This window comes from Pacificimonas sp. ICDLI1SI03 (assembly GCF_054740865.1).
In genome coordinates this window covers 2,215,352-2,231,965 of the sequence record NZ_JBSQAU010000001.1, presented here as the reverse complement: position 1 = coordinate 2,231,965, position 16,614 = coordinate 2,215,352, and the positions used below count along the sequence as shown (strand labels likewise).

Annotated in this window: 14 protein-coding genes; 10 read left to right on the top strand and 4 right to left on the bottom strand. The window is 60.9% G+C overall.

Going from position 1 to position 16,614, the window contains the following annotated elements; all coding sequences use genetic code 11:
* Positions 1-24 precede the first annotated feature (24 nt).
* From ACSMXM_RS10860 to ACSMXM_RS10850, 3 genes are all read left to right on the top strand, one after another.
* Positions 25-672 carry an RES family NAD+ phosphorylase gene (locus ACSMXM_RS10860; protein WP_460316048.1) on the top strand — a complete coding sequence of 216 codons (648 nt, stop codon included), beginning with the start codon at positions 25-27 and terminating at the stop codon, positions 670-672.
* 134 nt (positions 673-806) lie between these two features.
* Positions 807-1,142: a nucleotidyltransferase domain-containing protein gene (locus tag ACSMXM_RS10855; RefSeq protein WP_460316046.1), complete on the top strand. Its 336-nt coding sequence runs from the start codon at positions 807-809 to the stop codon at positions 1,140-1,142.
* A gap of 226 nt (positions 1,143-1,368) precedes the next feature.
* Positions 1,369-2,319, top strand: coding sequence for a GSU2403 family nucleotidyltransferase fold protein (locus ACSMXM_RS10850; protein ID WP_460316044.1), 951 nt, complete (start codon positions 1,369-1,371; stop codon positions 2,317-2,319).
* A 376-nt stretch (positions 2,320-2,695) separates the two neighbouring features.
* Here the strand turns inward: ACSMXM_RS10850 and ACSMXM_RS10845 are convergent, their stop codons facing one another.
* The 3 genes from ACSMXM_RS10845 to ACSMXM_RS10835 form a co-directional block, all read right to left on the bottom strand.
* Entirely contained in the window at positions 2,696-3,613 is a 918-nt protein-coding gene (locus ACSMXM_RS10845; protein WP_225081837.1) for a DUF1259 domain-containing protein, read from the bottom strand.
* Between the two features lie 23 nt (positions 3,614-3,636).
* Entirely contained in the window at positions 3,637-5,031 is a 1,395-nt protein-coding gene (gene chrA / locus ACSMXM_RS10840; RefSeq protein WP_119512568.1) for a chromate efflux transporter, read from the bottom strand.
* A 377-nt stretch (positions 5,032-5,408) separates the two neighbouring features.
* Entirely contained in the window at positions 5,409-6,362 is a 954-nt protein-coding gene (locus tag ACSMXM_RS10835) for a S1 family peptidase (protein WP_460316042.1), read from the bottom strand.
* Positions 6,363-6,550: 188 nt separating this feature from the next.
* On the opposite strand from ACSMXM_RS10835, the gene ACSMXM_RS10830 reads away from it, so the two are divergent.
* The gene (locus tag ACSMXM_RS10830; protein ID WP_460316040.1) at positions 6,551-7,717 is read left to right on the top strand and encodes a hypothetical protein; all 1,167 of its coding nucleotides are present in this window, start codon (positions 6,551-6,553) and stop codon (positions 7,715-7,717) included.
* A gap of 756 nt (positions 7,718-8,473) precedes the next feature.
* Here ACSMXM_RS10830 and ACSMXM_RS10825 read toward each other — a convergent pair.
* A complete protein-coding gene (locus ACSMXM_RS10825) occupies positions 8,474-9,745 on the bottom strand; it encodes a type II toxin-antitoxin system HipA family toxin (protein WP_460316414.1) in 1,272 nt (423 codons plus the stop codon).
* Between the two features lie 57 nt (positions 9,746-9,802).
* On the opposite strand from ACSMXM_RS10825, the gene ACSMXM_RS10820 reads away from it, so the two are divergent.
* From ACSMXM_RS10820 to ACSMXM_RS10795, 6 genes are all read left to right on the top strand, one after another.
* A complete protein-coding gene (locus ACSMXM_RS10820) occupies positions 9,803-10,807 on the top strand; it encodes an aldo/keto reductase (protein WP_460316039.1) in 1,005 nt (334 codons plus the stop codon).
* A 333-nt stretch (positions 10,808-11,140) separates the two neighbouring features.
* Positions 11,141-13,990, top strand: coding sequence for a monovalent cation/H+ antiporter subunit A (locus ACSMXM_RS10815; protein WP_460316038.1), 2,850 nt, complete (start codon positions 11,141-11,143; stop codon positions 13,988-13,990).
* Positions 13,987-14,361, top strand: coding sequence for a Na+/H+ antiporter subunit C (locus ACSMXM_RS10810; protein WP_460316037.1), 375 nt, complete (start codon positions 13,987-13,989; stop codon positions 14,359-14,361). Before ACSMXM_RS10815 ends, ACSMXM_RS10810 begins: the two co-directional genes overlap by 4 nt.
* Positions 14,352-15,860 carry a monovalent cation/H+ antiporter subunit D gene (locus ACSMXM_RS10805; protein ID WP_460316036.1) on the top strand — a complete coding sequence of 503 codons (1,509 nt, stop codon included), beginning with the start codon at positions 14,352-14,354 and terminating at the stop codon, positions 15,858-15,860. Before ACSMXM_RS10810 ends, ACSMXM_RS10805 begins: the two co-directional genes overlap by 10 nt.
* Complete coding sequence (locus ACSMXM_RS10800; protein ID WP_460316035.1) at positions 15,857-16,348, top strand: Na+/H+ antiporter subunit E; 492 nt, start codon at positions 15,857-15,859, stop codon at positions 16,346-16,348. Before ACSMXM_RS10805 ends, ACSMXM_RS10800 begins: the two co-directional genes overlap by 4 nt.
* A complete protein-coding gene (locus ACSMXM_RS10795; RefSeq protein WP_460316034.1) occupies positions 16,345-16,614 on the top strand; it encodes a K+/H+ antiporter subunit F in 270 nt (89 codons plus the stop codon). Before ACSMXM_RS10800 ends, ACSMXM_RS10795 begins: the two co-directional genes overlap by 4 nt.

Here is a 16,614-nt window from a genome sequence, read left to right as displayed (position 1 = left end):
TTGGCCGAGCCGGCGACGATACGAATGATCAGCACCGCCTATCTCGATGAGCCGGCGATGCAGCCGCTTGCCGACACAGACGCGGCGCTCGAAGTGTTAGAGCGCCTGGAAGGAAAGACATCACTTCGGCAGAACTATGATATTCCGCCGCCTGCGGGAGTACGCCAGGACGAGCTTCTGACGCCCGCTTATGGCTATGGCTGGACTTATGTGAATGCAGCCTTTTGCTACACACGGTCGAAAGGAAACCGGTTCAATGGCAGCGATCGGGGAGCCTGGTACGCCACTTTCGCTCACGAACCCGTGCAAACCGCTATAGCGGAAGTGGGGCATCACCTGACCCGCGAACTCGCAAATGTCGGCATTTACGAAAATGTCACGCGGTACCGGGAACTGATCGCCGGCTTCATCGGACCATTCGTAGATCTCCGTAGCGAGACGGGTGCCGATTATCTCGATCCGGATGAAAATGCCGGTCATCCAGCGGGGCAGGCTTTGGCGCGCGAATTGCGAGAAGCCGATTTCGGCGGGGCCGTCTATCCCTCTGTTCGTTACGAAGGCGGTGTATGCCTGGCCGCTTTTTGGACGACGATGGTGCAGAACATCCGACAGGGTGCCATATGGGAGTTGAGCTGGTCTGGCTCAGAGAGATTTACATCTCAAAAGCTTTGATCGACAGCTGCCCAGCCGGATGGGTGAGTGCCGCGGGGAATTGAAAGACCGACTAGTAATCCCTGGTCGAGCCCTTCCCTATCCGCTTGACGCATACACAGTACGTAGGAAAAGCAAATGTAAGGAGGTGCAAAATGAGCGACCGTATCATGGCGCCTCGTGGCAGCGCTGCCCTTCGCAGCCGAATTCGCTATTTAATTGAGACAGCGCTAGGCCGCGACCTGGACGCAGCCTACCTCTACGGCTCGCATGCACGCGGTGATGCTGGATCAGACAGTGATTGGGATGTCCTTGTTATACTTCATGAAGGCGCAGATTGGCGAAAATCACGCGCAAAAATGCGGCGGCTCACGGGGCAATTAGCCGAGGAAACTAACGAGTTCGTTAGTATTTTGCCCTTGCGCTGCTCGGATGCAGATGAGCATGCGGGCTTGCTTACAAACGTGGCGCGCGAAGGGCAGCCATTATGAGCGCTGAGCACAAAAAGTCGCTCGCCGTCGAACTGAGGCTGCCCCCTATTTGCCTGAGGAAGATAGACAGGGTCCCGTCTTCGCCGCCGGCTTGAGCAGCGTGCTGATGATCAGCTTACTTGTGTTCGGCGATTGAATCCACATATTTTACCCTGTAGACTATGACAACGACCCATTTGCAGGGTAAACCATGACAGTCCAGCCTTTCTCCGATGAACAATCCCGAGTGATCGTCAACCTCGAACAGACGTATCAAGTCTGGATGGACAGTCTTCGTGTGCTCAACGATCTGCCCTATAATATGCGCATCAAGGAAATATCAGGCCGCGAATATCTCTATGAGGTGACGGACCGGCTCGGAAACATGAAAAGCAAAGGACCGCTGAACTCCGAAAAGCAGGCCGAATTCGATCAATACAAGGCGGAAAAGGCGGAGCTGAAGGATCGGCTTTCCCAGAGCCAGGCGGCCCTCAAGGAACAGGGCAGCCTGTACCGAGCGCTGCGCCTTCCGATGCTGCCAGCAGAAGCAGGCAAGATTCTGCGAGAGGCGGATCGACTGCGCTTTTTGGGCACTCAAGCTATGGTTGTAGGTACCAATGCACTGGCCGCCTATGCGCTGGAGGCCAATGGATTCATCCGGGATGCTCCAAGCGAGACGATGGACTTCGACATGGCCCTGACTGCGATTGAAGCCGACGACCAACGCCCGACTTTGTGGAAGGTGCTGAAAGAGGTCGACACCACCTATTCGGTCAATGCCGAACGTCCCTTCCAGGCGCGCAATTCCAAGGCCTATGAAATGGAGATTTTGGCTGCTCCCAGCCGGATTGGTGGACAGGTTGCGCGTGACAAGCCTCGCCCCGTTCCTTTACCCGAGCAAGAATGGCTTCTCAACGGCCGACCGATCGACCGCATCGTCGGCGTTCGGGACGGCGGCGCCGCGCGAATGGTAGTCCCGGATCCACGGTGGTTTGCGCTGCAAAAGCTTTGGATGGCGGAGAAACCCGAGCGAAATCCGCAGAAGAAACCAAAGGATCTTAAGCAGGGCATGGCCCTCCTCAACGCCGTCTGGGAGACCATGCCGCATTATCGGCTCAACAACGCCTTTTACGAGGCGCTGCCCGGCCCGTTGAAACCGCATTTCGAACGGTGGGACGCGCAAAAGCCGGAGCGATAAGGGTGCAAGCGCCTGCGGGAAGTCGTTTTGCTGATCGCCGCCATTTACCGCATATACTTACCAAGGCCAATGCCGCGAACAAAGCCGTCATTCCCGGCTCCGGATTAGCTCCCCGAAAGCTGCCATACATTCAGGGGCTCGACGATGACTGCAAAGGGGCCGCTTCGAGACAGTCTGGTTTCGGGAGCTTTCCTAAGAAAACGGACAATCCGGTCGCGATTCAAATCGCGGCGCCGTGTCCCATCCACATCGCATTCAAAGACAAGCCCACCAGCTAGCGACATAACTCACGTTCCCTGCCATTTCGAAGACAATGCCTGTCGCAATGAGGTGCAAGCGATCGCTGCCTTACTGATTTTTATCGGAATGGTTGCGCCTATCCGGTTTCGGCCTGTGCGTTACGGGCAGCAGCAATCGCCGCTGCAAGCTCTTTTGCTGGACCCACTCCCCAGTAGTGGAGGAAGTAAAACATCGGTTCACCGCCGATCATGTGGTTATGCAATGCTACGATATGGATATCCCGCTCGCGCAGTGCGCGGAGCACGGGCTGGACTTCGTCCTCGGTCATGATGAAGTCACCATCCACGGCGGCAAGGTCGTTGGTGCCCGAGAACGCCGCCCAGGTCGTAAGCCCCATCGAACCACCGATCTCAACGCCGTGCATGCGGCCTTGGCGAGCGAAGGTGTATTTCACGACACCATCGGCGATGCTTGGCTCGGTGCCCAAGATTTCGCTCAGCGCCAGGGCTTCGATCGTGCCGTTTGCATCCGGCGTCATGCCACCGAAACTGCGCTGCGGCGTCGGCGAGGCGGCGCGCACTTCCTTGATGGCATCCCAGACGGCTTTTACACCCGCTGCCATCTTGGCGGTTTCCCCATGCCCGCCGATATGCATAAAATAGACCGGCGGATCGTCGAATATGAAATGATTGTGCAGCGCGGTGACGGTCAACCCGTTGGCGAGGGCAGCGTCCATCGCGGCTGTTATCTCATCCTCGAATACGACCGTGTCGCCCATGACCATCACTCCGCCATCGACGGGTTTGAAGGCAGCCCATGAGCCGAGACCTGCCGGGGGATCGAGGCGCATGCCGTCGACCATCACCGGCACGTCGGCGCGCGTCCAACCGATGCGTGCGACCCCATCGTCGGTCATGGTGACCTCCGAGTGCGATGCCTCGAAAATCAGTGCCTCGAGATTGCCGAGATTATCCTGCGCGTGAAGAGCCGCCGACATCGCTGATAGCGATAGAGCCAAGCCGCCGACGAACAATGTTCTGCGTAATTGCTTCATCTTAGTTCTCCTTGGATGTGATTTCAGGTGCCAGCCATCATTGCGAGGTAATACAGCGACCCAATGAGTGCGCTCACGAAGAGAACGAGCAACATCCCGATCTTGAAGCGCAGCATGGCGATCAGGGCCGCAGCGGCAATGACGACGGAGGCGACGTCGATCGTGGCGAAGTCCGGCACGAGCAGGCGTGCGCCGTAACCTCGAACCTCGTCAAGCCGTGCGAAGGCAACGTGCAGCGCAAACCAGATGGCAAGGTTTAGGATCACACCGACGACTGCTGCCGTCACCGCCGAAAGCGCCGCTGTCAGAAGCTTCACGCCGCGCAGTTTTTCGATAAATGGCGCACCAAGGAAAATCCATAGGAAGCACGGCACGAACGTGACCCACGTGACGATGACCGAAGCCGCGATGCCCGAAGCCACCGGGCCTAACATGTCTGCTTCGCGATATCCCCCCATGAACCCCACGAATTGGACGACCTGGATCAGTGGACCCGGCGTGGTCTCCGCCATGCCCAACCCATCGAGCATTTCACCGGGGGCAAGCCAGCCATGCGTCTGCACGGCTTCCTGCGCCATATAGGCCAGCACGGCATACGCGCCCCCGAATGTCACGACCGCGAGCTTGGAGAAGAAAACCGCCAGTTCCGTGAACACGTGATTTGGGCCAACAAGAAGGATCAGCGCAATTATGGGAGCTGCCCAGATGCTGCCCCAGATCAAGGCCGTGCGGACTGCTCCGCGCCATGTAGGCTGCGCTTTCGCCATACCGCCTGTATGAAGCACGGCTTCCGGCTCGCTCTCCCCGTCCTCGGTCGTTTCACGGGCGCGAATGACCAGAAACCGTGCAGGATCGAAATGCCCTCCAAGAAAACCGACCAGCGCGGCGGCCGCGATAATCAGCGGGAAAGGTGCATCGAATGCGAATATCGCCACGAAGGCTGCGGCGGCAATCAGATACATGGGCCAAGTTTTCAATGCCCTTTTCCCGATGCGCAGCAGGGCCTCGATGACTATGGCGAGCACCGCCGCCTTAATGCCGAAGAAAATCGCCTGGACGAAGCTGGCCTCCTGAAAACTGGCATAGAGCACGCTAAGCGCCATAATGCTGAGGAAGCCGGGAAGGACGAACAGGCATCCTGCGACGAGGCCACCGCGAACGCCGTGGAGCAACCAGCCAATATAGGTGGCAAGCTGCATGGCTTCCGGTCCGGGCAGGAGCATGCAGTAATTGAGCGCATGCAGGAACCGGTTCTCCCCGATCCAGCGCTTTTCATCGACTAGAATGCGGTGCATCACCGCGATCTGGCCCGCTGGTCCACCAAAGCTCAACGCGGCCACGCGCGCCCAGACACGCACCCCTTCGGAAAACGGGATCGGAGTTTGTTCTACGGAACCTGAATTAGCGGGAGAATTCATCAACGCGTCCTTCGCACACAGCTCATCGAGCCGGACTTGGGCGCATTGCCTTACCGGGCGCCGGAATAAGTGCCCGAAGTCAAACTGCTAGATCATTGATCTGGTGTTGTCAAAAGCCTTACGCGAACAGTCTGCCTTGCACTTGGAGAATGTCGGCTTTCGAGATCGGCATTTGTATCTCCGATTTCCGAATTGAGGGCACGAAGCCGCCCTCAGCTACTACCTAGTCCAGTGGCAGGTTTCAGGATCGCGACGAGACCGATCAAATGTCCAATATTAGGGCGCATTGCTGCCGATCAGGATCTGGGCCGGTAGCTGACAGGCGGCTTTAAGGAGCGCGACTTCTGACAGCAAACAGACCCCAAATGCGCATTTCGCTAAGCCCGATGTGTCGCGAATTCTAAGATTTTCTCCGCAGGCAACGCTGCTGAGAAACGGGTTTTAGCGCCGCCGTCACCCTCTCCTTCCAGCCAAGAGATTGTCATACCTACACAGCGCCCGTCACATAGGAGCACGGGGCAACCGCTACTGCCTGGCGCGACCAAGTTTGAGATAATGATCGCCGGCGACTTCTGAAGATAAAGGTCCGCAACCGCATTCACCTCGCCGCGGTGGCCCATCAGGACTGGCAATGCACCGGGCAAGTTCGGATAGCCCAGCGTGTAGACTTCATCGAACATGGCCACTGAACTGCTGAACCTGAATGTTGGAGCGGGCACGCTGTCGACCAGCGGCAACAGACAGAGATCGTAACGGTCAGAAAAGATCGGCTCTCCTGTGACTACCGTTTGGCCTGAAGCTGTTGTGATCGTCTGCATCTCGATGCCCGCGGCCGGATCAAGATTGTGACGACAGGTGACGACGAACGGGGTGCCTTCGTGGATGGTCTGCGCGATGAATCCGCTCCCCCGATACAGCTCACCATCCTTCAGCACGTCGATCGCCAGAAGCGCGCCACTGTAGCGATCGGCGAGGGCGGCGGGCGGTGCGAAGAGGTTTTGGAACGTGTCGCCCCGCAAGTGCTCCAGCAAGGTCGGAGTATCGATCGCGTGGTCCACGAACGCACCCGGCATGTGGCCAAAGGCGGGCAGCACGATGCGAGCGGCGACTAGCCGCTGCCAGATGAAATTCAGCGGCCCCGTCTTGTAAGACTCTCCACCGCAGATGAGCGCTTCGAACAGCTCAAGCGAGAAGTAGCCGGGCTCGGAAAGCTTCAGCTTCTCGGTTGAGTTCGGCCGGTGGCGGAAGCTGAGCCCCTTCGCGATGAGAGAATGATATTCAGAAGGCTCGTTGAACATCAGTCGTAGCCGCTGCTCCGCCAGGCGGATCATCGCTGCGGTAGGCGGGTCTAGGTAGGGGTGGGGTCTCATTCCCCGCTCGATCCGCTATTGCCCGAGCTATGACAAGCTCCAATCCCCGCCGCGCGATCGATCTAATGCTGGCCGCTATGTTTTGCCAACGCCACGCCGATCGGCGGCAGCACAGCTTCATGTATAGTCAGCCCGGACGGTCCCCCTTCATGGGCGGTGCCGGCTTTGAGGTGCACTACGACATTCGCGGACTGCTTCAGGCGGCACTCTTCATGCGTCGAAACGCGGCACCGCATCTCCGATCGCTGTCTGTGAGCGACGTCGAGCGCGCCCTCACGGACTTCATCAGCGACAATTTCTGGATCATCGGCAATGAGGCATGGGACGGTTGTTTTCTAGGGCTCGGCCAAGCAAGCGATGCACCCTTCTCCACTTTCGTTACAGAGCCCACGAAGGAGCGTCTGGCTGATGCGATATCTGCGTCTGATCTCTTTACCGAACCTCGCCATCTCTTCGCTTTCCCATTGGTGGTCGTGCGCGTCGATCAGGAGTTCGACTGCCCGGAGTTCCTCCTCGTTAAACCCGAAGGGTTGACGCTTGATCGCTTGCCACCGGGCTATGTCGATGCCGATCTACAGGTTGAGAGCTTCCCGCCCTTCCGGCGCTGGGATGGTGTTCGAAATTCTCCGGCGTCATGGCTCGGCGTGCGGGCAGGCACCCTAGAGGTGGCGAAGCGGAACCGGGCGGCCATCTTAGGCGCGGTCGCGCTCCTGCCTCACCGCTTCGAACGCTATCTCTTCACCGGCCGGAAGCTGTTCGGCGGCCTCTCCACATTCAACGGCTCACTAAGCATGACGAGCAGCGACCCCCATACTCCGGCACTATCGGAGGACGTTGTGATCGGAAGCGCAGATCACGCGTGGTTGGTCGTGCTGGCCGAAAAGATCGTCTCGCCGGTGAAGGTCGACAAGCGCCAAATGCGAGCGCTGGAGTATTTCTACCGCGCTTGGGTGCCCGATCCGACGCGCCGTTTTCCAACGCTGTTCGGAGCGCTCGACGCCATCTACGGGGACGCCGGAAGGGCCACGCAGAGCGTCATTGATGCTGTCGGGCCTATCATGGGTCCGGCCTACGATTATGAGCGGCTGAAGCTCTTGCTCGGCCTGCGGGCGAGCGTCATCCACGGGGGTGCCCCGAATGTCTACGAGTCCAGCGACTATCATCGATACTACGAACGCTATGAGGAAGACGCGACGCGCGATCTTGAGGTCATCGTGGCAAGGTGTCTTCAAGAGGTAATTTTCGGATCGGCAATGCGGGAGCGGCCCCATACCCATGCCGCGCTGATCAAGCAGCACACTGGACGGGACATCTAGGCTTCGGACCGCTGCGGACCAGTCATGATCTGCTTTAGCCTGCATGCGGACGTGGTCGAGCAAGCCGTGAACATCGCCGATGGGCTTTGACAGTTCGAAACGGACGATGAAGACCTGAAGCTGATCCAGATGCTCGGTATGCGCATCTCTGCGAGCAGCACGGGCCAAAAGCTGCCGTCCGCTCCATTTGGATGAACGGCGGCTTTCAAGTCGCGTCGGCGACTCTTCGAATGACCGAGATTAGGGCGCGAAGCGGACATGCTGGATCGCTGCCTAAACGTCCGCTATCTCTCTGGGTGCTCTTGTAAGCTGCCGTTCCGGTTCGTCCGACGAAGCCGTCGTTCGCTGGCTCAGTTTGCTCGGCTGAACGAAGGGCAGCTTTCGGCTCCGTCCGTCCAAATCCCGACAGTCTCCAGTGTCCAACATTGCAGCCACTCCCGCTTCGGCGAACTGAGCTTCGATCCCGGGTGCTTCTCCGGTCGGCCAGCCGCCAGCTGGAACTGCCTGCCTTTCCTGGCGGATGACCTCTTCGTGAATTTCGATGATCAGCGGGCTGAGGCCGGTTTCAGGGTATTGGCCAAGGTCGCAAGGACGACCCAGGTGTTTTTTCACCCACCATCCGCATCTGGTGGAGATCGCCAAGTCGGTCGTTGGGCCTGAGATGCATTCCGAGTGCTCGCTATCATGAGATTCGGTCAAAGGCTCAAATCCGGCCTGACCTACGAGCGGCAGGTCTTTTAATGCGCCAACGGGAGGTCAGGAGATCTCGCGAAATCCGCGCTTTGCCTTGCGGGCCATCCCAATGGGTACGCCAGCAGTCTCGCAATATGCCTCCCACTTGCCGACTGCCTTTCGGATATCGTCGATGATCGACTTGACCTCGCCCGTCTTGAGGTCGGCAAATTTCCCAAATTCCAGCAGCTCGGCCAGTCCGAAGCCATCCGTCTTGCCGGCAAGCGACATCTGGTGCTCGTTGGTCCAGTCCCCTTCTGGATTATAGGCGTACACGACGTCGAAAGCTGGGGAGAGGCTCCAGCGCCCCGAGCGGTCCATAAGGAAGGCGATATTCTTGGTGTGATCGTCCTGGTTCCGAAGGAAAACATTTAGCAGAGCCCTCCGCACCTGCTCCCTGATGGCTTCGCGACCCATGCCGAGCATGCGGATTGTCTCGATTGCCTGTTCGTAGCTGAAGGCGCGGGCCAGATTGAAATCGAAATGGCGCATAGCGCATAACGACTGCATATGCAGTTTCTTGCCGTCGGTGGTGCGATCAAAGCGCATTGTCATGAAATGTGCTCGGCCGCCTTCTTCATGCAGCCGTGAACGGGCCATGGTGACCCCGGCTTCCTTAGCCAGGAGATAGCACGCGTATTCGAGGCGGCCGAAGCCCATGGGGTCGGCGAGCTCCTTGTCGGCATTGCCAGAGACACCGTCAAACTTGACGAGCCATTGGGTGTAATCCGGGCCTGCCGCCAGCTGACCAGAATGAGATTCTCCGGTCTGTTCATTCCAGGCGAGCACGGCCTTTGCCCGCGCACCGCCGGCGGAAGTACCGACACGCAGGATCTCCTGGAGTGCATGGCGATCATCTTCGCCTTTGAGAACGCCGACCAGCACCTCACGTGCGGCGATGACCCTGTTGGCGAGGTCGACGAGGGGCGCGATATCGACGGGACCGCCCTGTTCGCGACGTTCACCGGTCGCGGGCTCGAATTGCAGCGCGCCCATGCCCCGGCGCCCGGTGTAGCACAGCCGTTCGACCGGATCGAAGCTGTCTGCCGTTCTTCCTTGTTCGGCGAGCCAGCGGTTGATCAGCGCGTTGCCAAACTTGTCGGGCAGGCTATCGGCCAGCATTCCTGGCAGACCTCTGAACGTTTCGTGGTTCAGTGCCGGAAAATCATAGACGCCGCTCCTCAGCGGCATGGTGAGCGGCGCTACCTCGATGCCGCTGCGGCTGAATTCCGGAGTATAGCGGGCAGGCTCCGTCCTCGTGCTGGCAGGGCGGGCGAAATCGGGCTGGCACGACAGGCGGGCATTTGCACCATCGGCCTGACAGGTTATCGGCGGGGTGGAGAGGAAACATATATGGCACTCAAGGACATTATCGGCAGCCCTATGGGCTTCGGCGCCGCGCCGCTCGGCAACATGTTTCGCGCGATTCCGGAGGAAGAGGCCCTCGCCACCGTCGAGGCGGCGTGGGACGAGGGCATCCGCTATTTCGACAATGCCCCCTTTTACGGCGCGGGCCTGGCCGAGATCCGCATGGGCGAAGCTCTCAGGAACAAGCCGCGCGATGAATATGTGATCAGCACAAAGGTCGGTCGCATCGTGCTCGACGAACTCGAGGAGGGCACTCGCGACAATGGCGAAAAAGGTGCCGTGTTCGAACACGGCCGCTCCAACAAGGTGATCAACGATTATTCCGCCGATGCCACCCTGCGTTCTATCGAGGACAGCCTGAAGCGCCTGCAGACCGATCATATAGATATCGTCTGGGTCCACGACCTTGCGCAGGATTTCTATGGCGATGAGTGGATCGGGATGTTCGAGACTGCCCGGCAGGGCGCGTTCAAGACGCTCGACCGCCTGCGGGACGAGGGGGTCATCAAGGCCTGGGGGCTTGGCGTAAACCGCGTCGAAGCCATAGAGTTGCTGCTCGACCTCGATGGCCCCCGCCCGGATGGCTCGTTACTCGCGGGCCGTTATACGCTGCTCGATCACGACCGGGCGCTTCAGCGCCTGATGCCCCAGGCCACTGAGCGTGGTTTCGGCATTGTCGTGGGTGGTCCCTACAGTTCGGGCGCGCTGGTCGGCGGCCCGAATTTCGAATATGCCCCGGCTCCGCCCGAAATTCTCGACAAGGTGGCGCGTATCAAGGCGATCGCAGATCGTCATGGGGTCAGCATGAAGGCGGCGGGGCTACATTTCAGTCTCGCCAATCCAGCTGTGGCTGCGGTCATTCCCGGAGCAAGCCGCCCCAGCCGCATCGCCGAGGACCGCGCCGCGTTGGAAGAGGTGATTCCGTCCCAATTCTGGCGCGAACTGAGGGAGGCCGGACTGGTCAACCCTGCTGCGCCGCTGCCGGAATGATCCTGAAGCGGCAGCGACCGGGAAGAAGCCTCTTATCATGGCGATCGGGGGCGCTGCGATCCTGACGCGGCAGTGCCGGATGGTCCAAAAATTCCGTTTGCGCTGTCGGATGCGCCACCTTCGCGCCTGATTCCATGCGAAATGGCATGGGGAGCCCTCGGGACGCGACCCTGACCAGTTGCCTTGTCCTTGGCGTGCTGGCAGGGGGTTCCGGCAGGGGGTGCTGGGCCTCACCGTCGACGGACCGGGCCCTGCCTGGCCCTCGCAGTTTATGAGCCTGCACGGTGCCGCTCAGTCTCTGCAGCGTCGAAGCTTGTTTGTGGGAGTGATCTTTTGGACTTGATCCTGATTTCATTGCTCCCTTTCCTGGGGGCTCTTGCAGTCGGGCTGGCCGCACGCAGGGGACGCAACGCACATGCGGTGATTGCTGGCGGTTTCAATCTTGCCGCTTTCCTGATGGTTCTGGCGAAGGCGCCGGCCGTATTAAGCGGACGGGTCTTTACGGCGCAGGTGGAATGGGTGCCTGCCCTGGGGCTGAACGCCAGCTATTTCCTCGACCCCCTCGGCCTGATGTTCGCCGGCCTGATCCTGGGAATCGGCCTGCTGATCATCGTCTATGCCGCCTTCTATCTGTCCGCGGCGGACTCCTCGGCGCGCTTCCTCAGCTTTCTGATGCTGTTTCAGGGGGCGATGCTCGGGATCGTCATTTCGGATAATATTCTGCTGTTGCTGGTCTTTTGGGAACTCACCAGCCTCTCCTCCTTCCTGCTGATCGGATTCTGGCAGAACCTGCCAGAGGGGCGGCAGGGCGCGCGCATGGCGCTGGCGGTAACGGGCGGCGGCGGTCTGGCGCTGATCGCGGGGATGCTCGTTCTCGGCAATATTGCCGGTTCCTATCAGTTGACCGAAATCCTGACCGCCAGGGAGGCTATCCAGGCCTCGCCGCAATATCCGCTCGCGCTGGTGCTGATCCTTGTCGGCTGCTTCACCAAATCGGCGCAGTTTCCGTTCCATTTCTGGCTGCCGCACGCAATGGCCGCGCCCACGCCGGTCAGCGCCTATCTGCACAGCGCGACGATGGTGAAGGCAGGGGTTTTCCTGCTCGCGCGCCTGTGGCCGGTGCTTTCGGGCACGGATCTGTGGTTCTATCTCGTCGCCACGACCGGGCTCGTCACGATGTTCGTGGGCGCGGCGATCGCGCTGTTCAAGGACGACCTGAAGGCGCTGCTTGCCTATTCAACGATCAGCCATCTCGGCCTGCTGACGATGCTGTTCGGCTTCGGCACGCCGATGGCGGCGGTGGTCGGCGTGTTCCACATCATCAATCACGCGACGTTCAAGGCGGCCCTGTTCATGAACGCCGGGATCGTCGATCATGAAGTGGGCACACGCGATGCGCGGCGGCTGGGCGGACTGATGCACTTCATGCCGATTGCCGCGACGCTGGGGGTGATCGCGGGTCTTTCCATGGCCGGACTGCCCCCGTTCAATGGCTTCCTGTCCAAGGAAATGATGCTGGAGGAGGCGGCGCATACCGTCTGGGGCGAATCGGGCTGGCTGGTTCCTGTACTCGCGACGCTCGCCGCGCTCCTCTCCGTCGCCTATTCCCTCCGCTATGTCGTTCACGTCTATTTCGGGCCCAGGCGGGAGGATTATCCCAAACCACCGCACGACCCTGGGATCGGCCTGTGGGGGCCGCCGGCTGTCCTCGTCGTGCTGGTGGTCCTGATCGGCTTTTTTCCCGCCGCGATTGCCGGGCCGCTCGTACAGGCAGTGTCGGGCGCCGTGATCGGTGCGGAGCCGCCCTATTTCGCGCTGAAGATGTGGCACGGCTTTACGCCCGCCCTCTTCATGAGCGTGCTGGCGGTACTGGGGGGCGCGCTGCTGCTGTGGCGTTATGCGCCTGCCGAACGCGTGTGGCAGCATCTGCCGGTTCCGGTGGCCAAGCGCCTGTTCGACCATGTCATCGGGGCGCTCGTCGCGATCAGCCGCAAGGTCACCGATGCGGTCACCAACGGTTCGCTTCAGCGTACTTTGCTCGTTTTCTTCCTCGCCACGATCGCGCTCGGTATAGAGGGCATCAGCGCCGGGGGATACGAACCCGGAACGCGGGAAACGCTCGCGGCCTCGCCGGTCGCGATTCTGGCCTGGCTGGCACTTCTTGCGGCCACGGTCGCGGTCGTCATGTCCGAAACGCGCCGTTTCCTGGCGCTGATCTATATCAGCGTAATCGGGCTCGTCGTCTCCCTGGGTTTCGTCTACCTCTCCGCCCCGGATCTGGCCCTGACGCAGATTTCGGTGGAGGTGGTCACCATCCTCCTCCTCCTGCTCGCGCTCAACCTGTTGCCAAAGGTGCCGCCCTCGACAGGCAGCCTCGTGCGCCGCGTACGGGACGGCGCTGTCGCCGTGCTCGGCGGGGGCGCGGTTGGGTGGGCTGCCTGGTCCGTCATGACGCGCCAGCCGAGGGATCCGATTTCGGCCTTCCACTGGGCGGAGGCAAAGCCGGGCGGCGGCGGGACCAATGTGGTCAACGTCATCCTCGTCGACTTTCGCGGCTTCGACACCTTTGGAGAGATTATCGTCCTCGGCATTGCGGCGCTCGGCATTTACGCCCTGCTGCAAACGGCACCATGGGGCGTCTCGGGGAAGCGCCTGCGCGCCTGGATACCGGACTTGATCCGCTCGCCAGAGCGTCATCCGATGATGCTGGTGGTCGCCAGTCGGCTGATCCTGCCGATGGCGATCGTCGTCGCGCTCTACATATTCCTTCGCGGGCACAATATGCCCGGGGGCGGTTTCATCGCGGGCCTTGTCTATTCGATCGCCATGCTGATCCAGTTCATGGCGTCTGGCTTCGAATGGGCAGAGCAGCGCCGGCAAACGGAACGCCATGCGCTGATCTCGGCCGGCGTCCTCATCGCTGCGGCGACGGGGGCGGGGGCGATCGCCTTCGGCCTGCCTTTCCTCACCAGCGGGTTCGACTATTTTCATGTGCCGTTGGTGGGTGAGGTGGAACTGGCAACCGCGCTGCTGTTCGATATCGGCGTCGGACTCACGGTGGTGGGGGCGGTCATGCTTGCGCTGGGGCAATTGTCGAACGCGGCACAGCGTGCGGAGCAGGTGGAACATTCCGATCAGCCCATGGACATCGATCCCAGCCGGACGGTGGAGGAAAAGCGATGAGCATCGAATTTCTTCTCGCCAGTGCGATTGCCGTCCTGACGGCGGCGGGCATCTACCTCGTTCTGCGGGCGCAAACCTTCTCGGTCGTGCTGGGGCTGGCGATGCTGTCCTACGCGATCAATGCGTTTCTTTTCGCCATGGGGCGCCTGAAGGTCGACCTGCCGCCCATCTATGAAACGGGCGCCGAATACACGGATCCGCTACCGCAGGCACTGGTCCTGACCGCAATCGTGATCGCCTTCGGCATGACGGCATTGGTCGTCGTCCTCGCCTTGCGGACTTACCTCGAAACCGGGTCCGAGCATGTCGATGGCACGCCGGAGGTCGAGGATACGCACCCCGATCAGGAGGGCGGCGCCTCATGCATCTGATCGTGGCGCCAATTCTGTTGCCGGCCATCATCGCCGCCCTGGGCGTGCTGCGAATCTCGCGCGCGACGCAGCTTGGCCGCTATCTGTCGGTGGCCGCCATGGTCGCGCAGGTGGGGATCGCCGTGGCGCTCTTCCTCACCGCTTCGGACGGCACCATCCGTGTTTATGAAATGGGCGACTGGCGCGCGCCCTTCGGCATCGTCCTCGTGCTTGACCGCCTTTCCGCCATGATGGTCCTGTTGACCAGCCTGCTGGCGGCGGCCGCGCTCGCGCATGGGGTGGCAACCAGCCTCGACCGGCGCGGCTGGCACTTCCATCCGCTTTTCCAGTTTCAGTTGCTGGGCCTCAACGGCGCATTTCTGACCGGCGATCTGTTCAACCTGTTCGTGTTTTTTGAAGTTTTGTTGATCGCTTCATACGGCTTGCTGCTGCACGGGCAGGGCGCCGCCCGCCTGCAGGCCGGCGTGCAGTACGTCATCGTCAATCTGGTCGGGTCGACGGTGTTTCTGGTCGCCGTCGGCATTCTCTATGGCGTCACCGGGACGCTCAACATGGCCGACATGGCGGTTCGCATCGCGGCAGCGCCTGTTGGCGACCAGGCGCTGATCCGCGTCGGCGCGCAGGTGCTGATGGCCGTTTTCGCGCTGAAGGCGGCGTTGCTGCCGCTGCATCTGTGGTTGCCGCGCGCCTATTCGAACACGTCCGGCGCGGTGGCGGCGCTGTTCGCGATCCTGACCAAGGTTGGCGTTTATTCGATCCTGCGAGTGACGACCCTGGTCTTTGGCGCAGATGCCGGTGCGGTCGCATGGGCCCCGGAAAGCTGGATGCTGCCGCTCGCGCTGCTCAGCCTTACCGCCGGATTCATCGGCGTGCTGGCCGCGCGCCGCCTGCGCGTGCTGGCCGCTTTTGGCGTCATCGGGTCGACGGGGACGTTACTTGCCGCGGTGGCCCTGTTCGACCGCGATGCAGTTGCTGCGGCGCTTTATTATCTGCCGCATTCGACGCTTGCGGGTGCAATCCTCTTTCTGGTCGCGGACCTCGTCGGCCGCGCGCGCGGCGATCTCGACGACCGGCTGCAACCCGGCCGCACTTTCGCGCGAAGGGGACAGCTCTCTCTGCTATTCCTGCTCTCGGCGATTGCGCTTGCGGGTCTGCCGCCGCTGTCGGGCTTCATAGGAAAGCTCCTGATACTTTCCACCGCCAGTGCCTCGCCTGCCGCGCCGTGGATCTGGGGGTCAATCCTCGTCACCACATTCCTCGCGATGATTGGCCTCGCGCGGGCCGGTAGTGTAGTGTTCTGGAAAGTCGGCGCGGCGGAAGTGCGGTCGCCGCCCAGGCGCTGGACGACGGGGCCGGCCTGGGCGATCTTCGCGCTTCTGGCGATACTGACGATCTTTGCGGGACCGGCGACGGATTATGCGGCGGCGGCGGCGGGGCAGCTCTTCGCACCTGATGGCTATATCGACGCGGTGCTCGGCGAACGGAGGGGGGACATATGATCGCGCGCCTGTTTCCGCATCCGGGGCTCAGCGGGCTTCTCGTACTCGTCTGGCTGCTGTTGCAGAACAACCTGTCGGCCGGCTCTGTCCTTTTCGCATTCGTCGTCGGGTTCGTCGTGCCTCTGTTCACCTCAACCTATTGGCAGGATAAGCCCAGGATCAGGTTCGGCTGGCGGATGATCGACTATCTGGGGGTGGTGATCTGGGACATTCTCATCGCCAATTTCCAGGTTGCCTGGCTCATCCTCTTCCGCCGCAACCGCGATTTGCGCTCCTCCTGGCTGGTCATTCCGCTGGAGGTTCGGCAGCCCGAAGCGATCACGTCGCTTGCCGGAACGATCAGTCTGACGCCCGGCACCGTTTCGGCGGATGTGTCCGCCGACGGCCGCTCCCTGCTGGTTCACGCGCTCGACGTCGCCGATAGAGAGGCGGAGGTGGCGAGGATAAAGTCACGCTACGAGGCGCGGCTGATAAGGATATTTCAATGATCGGCCTTGCACTTTACGCCGCATTCGCAATGATCGCGCTGGCGATATTGATGAACGCGTGGCGGCTGTTCGCGGGGCCGACGCGCGGCGACCGCATTCTGGCGTTGGACACGATGGTCATCAACGTCATCGCCGTCATCGTGCTGTTTGGAATCTACGAGCGTACGACCTTCTATTTCGAGGCGGCGTTGCTGCTGGCGATGGTCGGGTTCGTCGGCACCGTGGCCTATGCCAAGTTCCTCCTGCGCGGCGACATAGTGGAGTAG

Bases quoted from the DNA above. Each gene is read 5' to 3' on its own strand.
- ACSMXM_RS10860 (WP_460316048.1), top strand. From the start codon at position 25: ATGATCAGCACCGCCTATCTCGATGAGCCGGCGATGCAGCCGCTTGCC.
- ACSMXM_RS10855 (WP_460316046.1), top strand. From the start codon at position 807: ATGAGCGACCGTATCATGGCGCCTCGTGGCAGCGCTGCCCTTCGCAGC.
- ACSMXM_RS10845 (WP_225081837.1), bottom strand. From the start codon at position 3,613: ATGAAGCAATTACGCAGAACATTGTTCGTCGGCGGCTTGGCTCTATCG.
- chrA (WP_119512568.1), bottom strand. From the start codon at position 5,031: ATGAATTCTCCCGCTAATTCAGGTTCCGTAGAACAAACTCCGATCCCG.
- ACSMXM_RS10835 (WP_460316042.1), bottom strand. From the start codon at position 6,362: ATGATCCGCCTGGCGGAGCAGCGGCTACGACTGATGTTCAACGAGCCT.
- ACSMXM_RS10830 (WP_460316040.1), top strand. From the start codon at position 6,551: ATGGGCGGTGCCGGCTTTGAGGTGCACTACGACATTCGCGGACTGCTT.
- ACSMXM_RS10820 (WP_460316039.1), top strand. From the start codon at position 9,803: ATGGCACTCAAGGACATTATCGGCAGCCCTATGGGCTTCGGCGCCGCG.
- ACSMXM_RS10810 (WP_460316037.1), top strand. From the start codon at position 13,987: ATGAGCATCGAATTTCTTCTCGCCAGTGCGATTGCCGTCCTGACGGCG.
- ACSMXM_RS10805 (WP_460316036.1), top strand. From the start codon at position 14,352: ATGCATCTGATCGTGGCGCCAATTCTGTTGCCGGCCATCATCGCCGCC.
- ACSMXM_RS10800 (WP_460316035.1), top strand. From the start codon at position 15,857: ATGATCGCGCGCCTGTTTCCGCATCCGGGGCTCAGCGGGCTTCTCGTA.
- ACSMXM_RS10795 (WP_460316034.1), top strand. From the start codon at position 16,345: ATGATCGGCCTTGCACTTTACGCCGCATTCGCAATGATCGCGCTGGCG.